The sequence below is a fragment of the Pseudomonas sp. FG13 genome (assembly GCF_057809755.1).
The window spans coordinates 38,032-51,037 of the sequence record NZ_JBMDKO010000026.1; the positions used below are offsets into that span (position 1 = coordinate 38,032).

Consider the following 13,006-nt stretch of genomic DNA (forward strand, 5'->3'; position numbering starts at 1 on the left):
GCAACGCTGAGTTTAGAAACCCGTTCAGAACAGGCTCTGTGAAAACCCTATGGGCGACCTCGAACATCGGGTTCGGATCAAGCCGGAGTGGTTTTCACAGAGGCTGCTAGCCGCCGGATTTTTTTGCCTTGAAGCCGTGCTTGACCAGTTCCGCCAGCAACAGCTCGACGTGATCACCCTGGATCTCGATGACGCCGTCTTTCAACGCGCCACCGGTGCCACAGCGTTTCTTCAACGTGGTGGCCAGTTCCTTGAGCGCGTCTTCGGCCAACGGCACGCCGGTGATCGTGGTCACCGTCTTGCCGCCGCGCCCTTTGCTTTCACGGCGCACACGGGCCACACCGTCACCGGCAGGGATGACGGTCTGTTTGCAGATGCAGGCATCCACCGGCTGACGGCAATCGGGGCAATGACGACCGGCGTCGGTAGAAAATACCAGGCCGCCCAGGGCGGCGAAGGATGCGGCTTTTTTGGCCACCGGCAATCCTCTCGGGAGGACAAAGACTGGTCGGGGAGTGCCTCGACCGCGAAGCCCCACTCAGGCAGGGGCAGCGCTACTGAACCGCAGACGTCGGTTCAGCTTGAAAAGTCGCGCAGTGTAACGGCAAAAAGCAGACTTGCTAAGGGCCAATCCGCGCCAATTTACAGCTTCTTTGCGACACCACGCAGATAACGCTCAAGCGCCGCCAACGAGTCCGGGCAATAAGGTTTGTACCGGATTTCATCCAGTACCTGTTCGATCGGCATGAAACGCGCTTCGAGCACCTCTTCGGGCTGCAATACCAGGGGGCCGTCCCACACCGCCGAAAACGCCGAGCACCACAGGCGACTGCCAGGGTCTTCGAAGTAAAAATGGTCATGGGCGGTGAGTGGCACACCGCTCACCCCCAGTTCCTCTTCCAGCTCACGGGCCGCCGACTCGGCATAGGTCTCGTCGGCCTGCACCATCCCGCCCGCCGCCACGTCCCAGAAGCCCGGATAGATCGCCTTGCTCAGGGTTCGGCGGTGGACGCACAGTTCACCCGCCGAGTTGAACAGCATGATGTAGGTGCCACGCCCGATCAGGCCACGCTCGCGCAGGTCCGAACGCACCAGGCTGCCAAGCAGGTTGTCGTGTTCATCGACCCAAGCGATCAGCTCGGCATCCGAGGCCACTCGGTGAGCGGCCTCCCGGTGACTTTCGCTCATGGATCAGCCCTGGTTCAGCAATTGCCGCAAGTCGATCACCGCCGCGTTGGCCCGGGAGATGTAGTTGGCCATGACCAGGGAGTGGTTCGCCAATACACCGAAGCCGCTGCCATTGAGAATCATCGGGCTCCAGACCGGTTCCTGGGAGGCCTCCAGCTCACGAATGATCTGCCGCACGCTGACCGTGGCGTTCTTCTTCGCCAACACATCGGCGAAGTCCACTTCAATGGCGCGCAACAGGTGGGACAAGGCCCAGGCCTGGCCGCGCGCTTCGTAGAACACGTTATCGATCTGCAACCACGGGGTCTCGACGACTTCTTCATCCACCTGCGGTACCTGGCCCGGAGCCGGGACTTCGGTTTTCAGCGAGGTGTTGAGCTTGACCCGGCCGACGCTGGCCGACAGGCGCTGGGACAGCGAACCCAGACGAGTACCGACGTCGCCCAGCCAGTTGTTCAGGTTGTCGGCGCGGGCGTAGAACAACGCGCTTTTCTGAGCGGGATCGGACAGGCGCGCCTGATAGCGGCTCAGGGAATTGATGCCTTCCTGATACTCCGATTCGCTGGAGGGCAGCACCCAGCTGCGGTTATCGAAGTTGAAACGCGGCTCGGCCTTGGCCAGGTCGGCGTCCTCGGCGGACTGGGACTGGGAACGGGCGAAGTCCTTGCGCAAGGCACGACTCAGGTCGCGGACCTGCACCAGCACGCCATATTCCCAGCTTGGCATGTTGTCCATCCACAGGCCTGGCGGAAAACGGTCGTTGGAAATGTAGCCGCCCGGCTTGGTCAGCAGGGTCCCAGCCACGGTCTTGAGCGTCTCGACGGTGGTATAACCGACCACCATTTGCCGGCCGTCCCTCTCGGCTGCCGCCTGGGCATTCTGCTGCACGGGAAACAGGGCGGGCTCCTGGCTCCAGTACCAGCCGATGGCAATGGTCACCAGCAGGTAAAGGCCGATCAGCGTGGCCAGCGCGCGGCTGAAAAACAGCCCACCCAGGTAGCTGCGGGTGTCCGATTTCGGCTCGGCGGCACGGTCAGGTGCGCTGCCCGCGCGGTTTTTCCAGTCCAGCATGGCGATGTTCCTTCAATCACTTGAGTTCACGGTTCGACCACAACCCTACGCCATCGTGCCTGATTTGAAACGCGATAAATCCTGCTCAGATCATTCCGGCCCAGGCGGAGCAGTCGGATGGCAACTATAAAGGAAGCGCGGCAATCGGCCTACGAAACCGACTGGTCACAAACTGAATGTCGCTACTGGGCAGATTATTGACGCACGACACTCATGGGCATGAAAAGAGGTGCTAGCATAGAGCCACCAGTCGACCTCAGCATGCACACAGACCACTAACCTAGTAGTCAGGATATGACCGAGCCAGAAGACCCCAGCCGTGAGCGCCTCAAGCACCACTTTGCCCAGCGGGTAATTCATCAGGCTCGTCAGATCCTGGAGATATGGCAGCGCCTGCAACGCAGTGAGTGGTCCAGCACCGATCTGTCGGAGCTCAGCGAAGCCAATCTGCGCCTGCTGCGTTTCGCCGAGCGCTTCGAACAGCCCGAGCATTCCCAACTGGCCCAGGGCATCAGCCAGTCACTGCAAGCGGTGGACGCCAATCGCGGGCGGTTGAGCAGCCAGCTGATCACCGAAATCAATCGCCTGATGCAGCGCCTGTCCCGTACCGGCCTGCGCCATGGGGACCAGCTCGAACAAACCTTCCTGCCGCCGTTGCGCAAACCCATCTATGTGTTGCTGCAAGACCATGACCGCGCCGAGCGGCTGGCCAAGCAACTGGAGTTCTTCGGCCTCAGCGCCCAGGCATTGGAGAGTGTCGCGGCATTCCGCGCCTCGATGATCGAGCGTTTGCCGGCGGCGATTGTCATGGATGTGGATTTCAGTGGCCCCGGCATCGGCCTGAAACTGGCGGCCGAAGCCCAGCAAGGCCTGGAACAGCCCTTGCCCCTGTTGTTCTTCAGCCTGCTGGAAACCGATACCCCGACACGTCTGGCGGCCGTGCGCGCCGGCGGACAGGAGTTCCTTACCGGCACCCTCGAGGCCTCGAGCCTGCTGGAAAAGATCGAGGTGCTGACCTGCGTCGCCCAGTACGAACCCTATAAAGTGCTGATCATCGATGACTCTCGCGCCCAGGCCTTGCACACCGAGCGCCTGCTCAACAGTGCCGGCATCGTGACCCGCACGCTGATCGATCCGATCCAGGCTATGGCCGAGCTGGCCGATTTCCAGCCGGACCTGATCATTCTCGACATGTACATGCCCGCCTGCACCGGTACGGAGCTGGCGAAGGTGATCCGCCACAATGACCGCTACGTCAGCGTACCGATCATCTACTTGTCCGCCGAGGATGACCTGGACAAGCAGCTCGATGCCATGAGCGAGGGTGGCGATGACTTCCTGACCAAGCCGATCAAGCCTCGCCACCTGATCACTACGGTGCGCAACCGTGCGGCCCGGGCCCGTAACCTCAAGGCGCGGATGGTGCGTGACAGCCTCACCGGCCTGTACAACCACACCCATATCCTGCAACTGCTCGAAGACTGCTGCTTCCGCGCCCGCCGCGAAGGCAAGCCCCTGAGCTTCGCCATGCTGGATATCGACCATTTCAAACGGGTCAACGACAGCCACGGCCACCCCATGGGCGACCGGGTGATCAAGAGCCTGGCGCTGTTTCTCAAGCAGCGCCTGCGCAAGACCGATTTCATCGGCCGTTATGGCGGCGAAGAATTCGCCATTGTCATGCCGGACACCAACATCAACGACGCCTGCGCGGTGCTGGATGAAATCCGCCAACGCTTTGCCGAAATCCACTATCCGGCCCAGCCCCATGACCTGTGGTGCACGTTCAGTGCCGGCCTGGTGGAGATGAGCGAGGACGCCGACAGCCTGATGATGGCCAGCGAGGCGGATGAAGCGCTGTATCGCGCCAAGCATGCCGGTCGCAACCGGGTACAAAGCGCAAGGCAAAGTGCCACTTTTTCATCAGAAACGACTGACACAGTCATAAACCTGTAACTCAAGCGCAATAAATTCAGGCACTTACGATTCTGCCCCCGGTAGACCTTCGATGCGCCTGAAACTGCTGACCAACCTCAATACCCTGCTTTTATTGGCCGTGTGCCTGGGCCTGGGCGCCACGCTCTGGTGGTCCCAGGCCGCCCTGGAACGTCCTTACCTGTTGATGGAGCGCTACCTGGGTCTGTCACGGCAATTCCAGGGCGAGGTCACGCGCAACATCGAGGATTACCTGGCCAGCGGCGACGCCTTGCGCCTCAGCGCCGCCAGCCAGGCCCTCGACACTCTGCAGACAGAACTGGATCAGTTCCCTGGGCAACTGGCCCACACGCTCAGGCCGAGCCTGTCGAGCCTGGATGACTTCAGCAAGACCGACCTGCTGGCCGCCGGCAAGCTGGCCGGCGACCCCCAGGCCCTGCTGTTGCAGGCCGAACGTGAACTGGGCGCCAACCTGGACCAGCTCGCCCAATATGCCAACGGGGCCCCGAGTTACCTGCCTTTGTTGTTCAGCGCATCGCAGCACTTGGGGCGACTGTCCCTTGCGCGGGACAAGCTGGTCAGCAGCGGACGCAGCGAATTGGCCGCCGATGTCGAGCGGGAGCTGGCAAGCATCCGCGCGCAGGCCGAACAACTGGACCGCCTGCCGCTGTTGGGCGTGACAGCCAGCAGCGATTCCGCTGGCGACGATTTCGCCGCGCTGATGGGCCTGGAAAATCAGGAGAAAACCGTCGCCGAAGACGCCGGCATCGCTCTCAAGCGCGAGCTCAACAGCCTGCTCGGACGCTACCCTGCGGAGCTGGCGCGCACCCGCGAACTGATCCAGAAGCGCACCGAACTGAGCAATGCCACCCATGTGAAAACCGCGGATGTGCAGCAGGCGATCGATGCCCTGGAGCCCGTGGTGCGTGCCCAACACGGGCAGATCCAGGGCGAGGTCCGCTTGATCCAGGGTGTGATGATCGGCTTGATTCTGTTGATCGCACTGCTCATCGACACCTTGCAACGACGCCTGGCCCGGACCCTGACGCATCTGGCGCCGGCCCTGTCGACCTGGGCCGAAGGCGACTTCAGCCGAGATATCCATGTAGGCGCCAGCAACCGCGAGCTGCAGGACATCGAAGCGTCACTCAATCGGCTGCGAGCCTATCTGGCGGACCTGGTGGGAACCATTCACCTGAACGCCGAACAGGTCGCTGGCAGCAGCCGGACCCTGGCCGAGCTCAGCGCGGAGATGCACAGCGGCGCGGAGTATCAGGCCGACGACACGGCGCTGATCCGCGACTCCCTGGGCGAGCTTGAAGCGACCATTCAGCAAGTGGCCGGCGATGCCAGCCAGGCCGCCGACGCCAGCCGCAGCGCCGGGCATGCCGTGGAACAAGGGCAGAGAGTCATCGGCCTGAGTCTCACCGGACTGCACGCACTGGTGGGCGAAGTACAAGGCAACGCGCAGATGATCGAACAACTGGCCGAAGAATCGGCCACCATCGGCGGCGTGCTGACGGTGATTCGCTCGATTGCCGACCAGACCAACCTGCTGGCCCTCAACGCCGCCATCGAAGCCGCCCGCGCCGGGGAGATGGGCCGGGGTTTTGCGGTCGTGGCCGAGGAGGTCCGTTCCCTGGCCCAACGCACGGCAGGGGCCACGGCCGAAATCCAGACCTTGATCGCTCGTCTGCAATTGGCCGCGCGCCAGTCAGTCGATGGCATGCGCGCCCAAGTCGAACACGCCGAAGCCACCGCCAACCAGGCACAAGCGGCCGACGGCGCGCTGGATAAAATCGTCGATGCCATCCAGACCATCGCCGACACCGCCGTGCGCATCGCCGAAGTCACCGCCCAACAGAGCGGTGCCGTCAGCGAAATCCGCGATCACAGCGAGCGGATTCACCAACTGGGTGGGGAAAACCTGCTGCGTATCGGCCAGGGACGGGAACAGGGCGAAAATCTGCTGGTGCTGGGTGGGCGCCTGCATACGGCGGTACAAGCGTTTCGTGTTTGATTGCCAGCGACAACCCCGTGTGGGAGCGGGCTTGCTCGCGAAAGCGGTGGGTCAGCTTGCATGGATGTTGGATGTACCGCCGTCTTCGCGAGCAGGCTCGCTCCCACCCTGATTTCGGGTGGATACACCATTCATGCTCACCACCAATCCCTTTGTGGGAGCGAGCCTGCTCGCGATGGCGGTGGGTCAGCTTGCATCAGCGTCGAATGTGCCGCCGTCTTCGCGAGCAGGCTCGCTCCCACCCTAGTCCGGGGTGCCTCCACAAGTTCAGGATGGTCTGCGCCGGCATAGGTGACCGGATCTCTAGACATGGTCACAAATTTCTCGCAAACATCGCTCATCGTGCTGGCTATTGCCGAGAACTGGACAGTCATTAAGGCTTTGCGGCATAGTCGCCGGGTTCTGATACCTGCTCACAGATAACAAGGAACAGCAGATGGCGACCCTTTTGGTCCTGCACGGACCCAACCTGAACCTGCTGGGCACCCGTGAACCGGGCGTCTATGGGGCCGTGACACTGGCCCAGATCAACCAGGACCTGGAGCAGCGAGCCCGCGCCGCAGGCCATCATTTGCTCTATCTGCAAAGCAATGCCGAATATGAATTGATCGACCGCATTCATGCCGCCCGTGGCGAAGGCGTGGACTTCATTTTGATCAATCCAGCAGCTTTTACACATACAAGTGTCGCATTACGTGACGCGTTGCTGGCGGTGAGCATCCCATTCATCGAAGTGCATTTGTCCAACGTGCACAAACGCGAACCTTTCCGCCATCACTCTTACTTCTCCGATGTAGCGGTGGGAGTGATCTGCGGCCTTGGCGCCAGCGGTTACCGACTGGCCCTGGAGGCCGCCCTAGAGCAGCTTGAAAAACAGGCAACAGCTTGAACAACAAGCGTTAAACGCCCCTGACCGACCCTTGGGAGTTGATGATTCATGGATATCCGTAAAGTTAAGAAACTGATCGAATTGCTGGAAGAGTCCGGCATCGACGAGCTTGAGATCAAGGAAGGCGAAGAGTCCGTACGTATCAGCCGCCACAGCAAGACGCCAGCCCAGCAGTTCTACGCTCCGGCACCGATGCAGGCTCCGGCCGCCGCTCCAGCGCCAGCCGCACCTGCTGCCGCCGCCGCTGCTCCAGCCGCTGCCGCCGCTCCAGCGCTCAACGGCACCGTGGCCCGTTCGCCGATGGTAGGTACTTTCTATCGCAAGTCTTCGCCAACCTCGCCGTCCTTCGTTGAAGTGGGCCAGACCGTGAAGAAAGGCGACACCCTGTGCATCGTCGAAGCCATGAAGATGATGAACCACATCGAAGCTGAAACCAGCGGTGTGATCGAGTCCATCCTCGTTGAAGACGGCCAGCCGGTTGAGTACGACCAACCGCTGTTCACCATCGTTTGAACCGCGGAGAGCCTTTGATGACTGCGAAGCTGGAAAAAGTCCTGATCGCGAACCGCGGTGAGATCGCTCTGCGGATCCTGCGTGCCTGCAAAGAGATGGGCATCAAGACCGTCGCCGTTTACTCCAAGGCCGACAAAGAGCTGATGCACCTGGGCCTGGCAGACGAGTCCGTCTGCATCGGCCCGGCTTCTGCCGCGCACTCCTACCTGCACATCCCGGCGATCATTGCCGCTGCCGAAGTGACCGGCGCCACCGCCATTCACCCAGGCTACGGGTTCCTGGCGGAAAACGCCGACTTCGCCGAACAGGTCGAGAATTCCGGTTTTGCCTTCATCGGCCCGAAAGCCGAGACCATCCGCCTGATGGGCGACAAGGTTTCGGCCAAGCACGCCATGATCGCAGCCGGCGTACCGACCGTTCCGGGTTCCGACGGCCCGCTGCCTGAAGACGAAGAAACCGCTCTGCGCATCGGTCGCGAAGTCGGTTACCCGGTGATCATCAAGGCCGCCGGCGGCGGCGGTGGTCGCGGCATGCGCGTGGTACACAAGGAAGAAGACCTGATTTCCTCGGCGAAACTGACCCGCTCCGAAGCAGGCGCGGCGTTCGGCAACCCGATGGTCTACCTGGAAAAATTCCTGACCAACCCACGCCACGTCGAAGTCCAGGTGCTGTCCGACGGCCAAGGCCAGGCCATCCATCTGGGCGACCGCGATTGTTCGCTGCAACGTCGTCACCAGAAGGTCCTCGAAGAAGCGCCGGCACCGGGCATCGACGAGAAGGCCCGCCAGGAAGTCCTGGCTCGTTGCGTCAAGGCCTGCATCGACATCGGCTACCGTGGCGCCGGTACCTTCGAGTTCCTGTACGAGAACGGTCGCTTCTACTTCATCGAAATGAACACCCGTGTTCAGGTGGAGCACCCGGTTTCGGAAATGGTCACCGGTATCGACATCGTCAAGGAGATGCTCAGCATCGCCGCCGGCAACAAGCTGTCGTTCACCCAGGATGACGTGGTCATCCGCGGTCACGCGCTGGAATGCCGGATCAATGCCGAAGACCCGAAAACCTTCATGCCAAGCCCAGGCACGGTCAAGCACTTCCATGCACCGGGCGGCAATGGCGTTCGCGTCGACTCGCACCTGTACAGCGGTTATGCCGTTCCGCCGAACTACGACTCGTTGATCGGCAAGCTGATCACCTACGGGGCGACCCGCGATGAAGCCATGGCGCGTATGCGCAATGCGCTGGAAGAAATCGTGGTTGACGGGATCAAGACCAACATCCCGCTGCACCGCGATCTGGTACGTGACAAAGGCTTCTGCGAAGGCGGCGTCAACATCCATTACCTGGAGCACAAACTGGCCCACGAGGCTTGATGTTCCAAGTGATGTAAAAAGACCCCGGTCCGTTGGCCGGGGTCTTTTTTTGCCTGCCGACCGATCAGCTCAGCAGTACCGTCGAGAAAGCTTGCGCTTCGATCTGCGCCGAAGTCACCGGCCTCCCCTGCCCAGTGCTGATGGCACCGCTGGGATTGGCGACCAGGGGCTCGTTTCGCACGCGCCTCATGAACCCCCGTGCCCGTACCGACACCGGATCGGAGCTCTTTTTCGCTCGCGCCAGCACCGGTATGTAGTAGCGTTCGACTTGGCCGCGCCCTGTCTTGAACACCGACGTCACACCACTGCGCAGGTCCAGCGCGACACCATAGGTACTGCCAAAACAAGAAGAGTACGACCAGTAATCCCACGTGGGTTGCAGGCCCTGGCGCCGCATCGCCGACCTGACCCGCCCGCCGATGTCAGTGCCAGTCAGCCAATCCCCACCCACCAGGGTGGCACGGATATCCTTAGCCACGCCGCCCAGACGCTGCGTTATGTCCCGCAGACAGCGTTCGATCAGCGCGCGGATATTGTGATCAAAGTGAATGACAGCGCCCATTCCGGTGGTCGGGTTGTGCAGCGAAGCGATCACGCAGGTCTGCGCGTTCAGGGAGAACAGATAATTGTCTGCGACGGCCTCGCTGAACCTCGCCACTACCGCCTCGCCCTGCAATGCGCCCCTTGAGACATCCGGGAAGACATGCCCAGGAAACGCCGCCCGCAAGTCATCCACTCGCCCAAGATAAGCCACCTCGCCGTTTCCACCCAGCAAGCCCGGCTTATCGTAGACCCACTTGCCATTCGACATCCTGCGCAGGGGCTCTTGATAAAGCGCCCCGGGATTCCTGGCATCCACCAGGCGCAGACCGTCAAGAGAGGGATGTTTCTTCACTTGGTAGTACCTGCCTTTATGCTTGATAAAGTAGGTGTCCCGCGGCTGTGAAGCACTGGACGGGCTACGCCAGGTGCCCTTGAAAATGCCCTCCTCAGTCACCTCCACCAGATTTGCAGGCACTTTCCTGATGGACTGATGCGCCTTGAAGCGTATGGGTCGTAGCGTCGGATCAGTCTCTTTGGCGGCGGGGGCTGCATGCCTCAAGCGCCGGGCCGACAACGATGCAGGCTTCACCACCTGCCCCAGACGCCTGACAGCGCCCACGATCTGTAGCCCAAACGCGGCGAACAACGCTCCCCAGGTCGCGAACATCCAATGCCACAGCGCGCTTTCCGTGTCACCCTGGACATGCGCCTCGATGGCCTGCCCGGAACTGACGGTAATGAGGGCGATATCCAGCAGCAGGACAAAAGGGGGATACACCATGCATACCGGCGCAGACGCAAAGAGTAGGCCCTTGATGACCTGGCCCTCGATCACTTCGATACGGCTGGTGGTGACATCCTCCACATCAGTGATGCTGCGCTCGATATAGGCATCGAACTCGGCCCGGATGTCGATCACCCGATTGAGTTCGCGCAACGCATCGACGCGAGCACTCGTCGTCGCCAGGGCCGCCAGCGAACGCCTTACCTTTTCCCTGGCCGTGAGCGCCACCCGCCCCACGACATAATCATGCAGTCGTGCAGCGACCCCTCCGGAAAAATCCCGATACCGGCGAAAGGTAACGCCGTCCGGCGCGTCTGGCGTGTACAGCCAGGATGCACGTTTCGGATCGAAGTAGGTGAAAACGTAAACGCCCAATACGACATGCCCATCGACAGTAAACCTGACCACGCCCTCGCGCCTCACCAGCGTCCCCGGATATTCAGGGCCCGACACTGCCACCAACTCACCCAGCAGGGTGACTTGCCGGGTGAGCCACCAGAATTCCGAATCGTTCAACAGGCCCATCCCCTTCGCGACGCGCAGGTCACGGTCCATTCGGATCAGCAGCATGTGGCGGTAGGTATTGCGGCGCTTGATGTAGGCAGGCGAATCGACGTCGAGGAACCTGGCGCGGGTCTCTGCCCCATAGCGCTCGCCCACATAAGCCCGTCGGATATAGAGCGCCAGCTCGGCACTGCGGACCTGCCCCAGGTCCTGCCCGACAGAGGAACGCACACCTTTGCGAGGGTCGTCGATACCCGAGTTATCGTCGTATCCATGGATGACCAGATCCAGCAGGCTCGCGGTCTTCGTGTTACGGCCCGCGAGCCCCGGGCTGTAGTCGATGAGGATCGTCGCGGGATCCACCGACTCAAGTACGCCCCTGCTGCGCAGGTAAGGCGTGATCGCCTGGGCGACGGTGCGCTTGGCGAAGTCCACGAAGACTTCGAAGTCCGCAAGCAGCTCGTTGAATGCCCGCTGATGCAGCAGGAGCTCCTGACTCAAACTGCTGATGTTTCGACGGGAATCAAGCGGCAGTGCAGCGTACCAGCGAGGCGACTCGTCCAACTGCACCTGCGCCAGGTTATGGGCCAACCCCATGGCCACGGCGTCTTCCAGGCACGCCCTGAATCCCGTCGCTCCGGCCCTTAGATCCTTGCCCATGTCCCATGAAATCGGCTTGTCCATCACACGGGCAAAGTATTCCCGAGCCACATCGCGATCATTCGGGGACAGCTGCTGCACCAGGTATTCGCGCCCTGCCTCATTTCGGGTCCATGCGCCGATTTCCACACTCACGGCCCACAGCGACGGCAACTCGATCCACTCCTGGCCATCGGGCTTGGCGGGCGCATACAGCAATAGGTCACCCTGCATGTCGTCGCGGAAAAACAGCAGCAGATCGGCGCATCGCAAGCCGTTTGGCAGTGCCAGGCCGGTGACATGCAGCGGGCTGGCGGACAGGACCGACGCCTCGCCGTCCCAGAGGGCTTTGACCGCGTCATGATTGACCGCCTTCAGATGACCCGCGCAACGCGCAATGAATGCGCTTTGCTGCAGTCGGGCCGTCAGCCAATCGAACATGGCGGGCTTCAGATCAGCCCGACCATATCGATCGGTCAGCGCTTGCAAGTACCCGGCAGGCGCATCCACATCCGCCAACAAACGGCTGACGAACGCCGATGAAAGGGGCTGATTGCGCAGCATCGCGCCGTTTTCCACCAACAGTACCGACACGGCATCCGACCTTACCGGCCCCGCCACCAGCAGGTCACTCAGGCTGTAACGTTGTATGGGCTGATCAACGACCGCTCTCCATTGCAACGTCACCCGAACATTGTCCGGCTCGACGTCCATGTCCAGCTCATGCCTGATATACGCCTTGGCCTGTTGCCGGGCGAAGGCCCGCAACGAGCCCACGCCATCGAGCAACTCATCGACCAGCGCCTGCGCCTGCTGAGTCCGCTCCTGAAGCAGCCGTAGCGATGCTCGCCCGGGTTCATCCAACACCCGCAGCCAATGAGGCAGTTGCAAGCGTGCCAACGCATCGAGATCCCGGCGCTCCTGCTCAGTGGCCAGCGCAGTCGCTTCACTTACGCGACGCCAGGCATCCTGGAGCGTTTCGATGCGCTCCCGCAGCGCCTCGACGTCCAGGCCTGCCAGCTGGTCAGGCTGAAAAATCCTGTCGATGGCCGCCATGTGTTCATTAAGTTTGCGCTGGACCACGCCCTCGAGCGAGGCGTCACCAGCAGTCATCCGCCAATAACGACGCAGGTAGTCCTTGTAGTGCTGAATGCCCCCCCAGGCGACGGACTCCACCACCTGGACAATGACCTCCCGACGCTCGTCCGTAAAACCCGAGTCGGGCCCGCCAGGCCAACGGAACGCCACGTCGTATTCCTCGTCAGGCGCAATCGGCCTGTCATCGATCATCCGTTGCAGCACGGTGTCCAGCAGGGTGCCGATGAAATACGGATCGATGTTGCCTTCCCGGTAACGGGTACGCAGTTCGACCAACAGATACTCCTCCAGCACCTCCAGCAAGGTCATCTGGGTTTGTAGTCGCGTGTCGATAACGGCCTTCCAGCGTGTCAGTCTTTCCAGAACGGCGTGTGCGGTTTCCGCTTGCGGAACAGATACCGGTCCTGCGCCCTTCACCTTGCTTTGCCCCTCGGCAGTGTTGTCCATCA

General features: G+C 61.6%; 9 protein-coding genes. 5 read left to right on the plus strand and 4 right to left on the minus strand.

The window, feature by feature from the left end:
* Window positions 1-106 precede the first annotated feature (106 nt).
* The 3 genes from ACODTO_RS19580 to ACODTO_RS19590 all read right to left on the minus strand — a co-directional run bounded on the left by ACODTO_RS19580 (window position 107) and on the right by ACODTO_RS19590 (window position 2,259).
* A complete protein-coding gene (locus ACODTO_RS19580) occupies window positions 107-478 on the minus strand; it encodes a translation initiation factor Sui1 (protein WP_041022529.1) in 372 nt (123 codons plus the stop codon).
* 164 nt (window positions 479-642) lie between these two features.
* Window positions 643-1,188: an NUDIX hydrolase gene (locus ACODTO_RS19585; protein WP_139646625.1), complete on the minus strand. Its 546-nt coding sequence runs from the start codon at window positions 1,186-1,188 to the stop codon at window positions 643-645.
* A gap of 3 nt (window positions 1,189-1,191) precedes the next feature.
* Window positions 1,192-2,259 carry a DUF2333 family protein gene (locus tag ACODTO_RS19590; protein WP_489106929.1) on the minus strand — a complete coding sequence of 356 codons (1,068 nt, stop codon included), beginning with the start codon at window positions 2,257-2,259 and terminating at the stop codon, window positions 1,192-1,194.
* A gap of 294 nt (window positions 2,260-2,553) precedes the next feature.
* On the opposite strand from ACODTO_RS19590, the gene ACODTO_RS19595 reads away from it, so the two are divergent.
* From ACODTO_RS19595 to accC, 5 genes are all read left to right on the plus strand, one after another.
* Entirely contained in the window at window positions 2,554-4,215 is a 1,662-nt protein-coding gene (locus tag ACODTO_RS19595; RefSeq protein ID WP_139646629.1) for a diguanylate cyclase, read from the plus strand.
* Window positions 4,216-5,665: 1,450 nt separating this feature from the next.
* Complete coding sequence (locus ACODTO_RS19600; protein WP_373682505.1) at window positions 5,666-6,214, plus strand: methyl-accepting chemotaxis protein; 549 nt, start codon at window positions 5,666-5,668, stop codon at window positions 6,212-6,214.
* 436 nt (window positions 6,215-6,650) lie between these two features.
* Window positions 6,651-7,103, plus strand: a complete 453-nt coding sequence (gene aroQ, locus ACODTO_RS19605) for a type II 3-dehydroquinate dehydratase (RefSeq protein ID WP_024781400.1) — start codon at window positions 6,651-6,653, stop codon at window positions 7,101-7,103.
* 48 nt (window positions 7,104-7,151) lie between these two features.
* Entirely contained in the window at window positions 7,152-7,616 is a 465-nt protein-coding gene (gene accB / locus ACODTO_RS19610) for an acetyl-CoA carboxylase biotin carboxyl carrier protein (RefSeq protein WP_041022523.1), read from the plus strand.
* Window positions 7,617-7,633: 17 nt separating this feature from the next.
* Window positions 7,634-8,989 carry an acetyl-CoA carboxylase biotin carboxylase subunit gene (gene accC / locus ACODTO_RS19615; RefSeq protein WP_024781402.1) on the plus strand — a complete coding sequence of 452 codons (1,356 nt, stop codon included), beginning with the start codon at window positions 7,634-7,636 and terminating at the stop codon, window positions 8,987-8,989.
* A 64-nt stretch (window positions 8,990-9,053) separates the two neighbouring features.
* Here the strand turns inward: accC and ACODTO_RS19620 are convergent, their stop codons facing one another.
* Window positions 9,054-13,004: a dermonecrotic toxin domain-containing protein gene (locus ACODTO_RS19620; RefSeq protein ID WP_489106930.1), complete on the minus strand. Its 3,951-nt coding sequence runs from the start codon at window positions 13,002-13,004 to the stop codon at window positions 9,054-9,056.
* Window positions 13,005-13,006 lie beyond the last annotated feature (2 nt).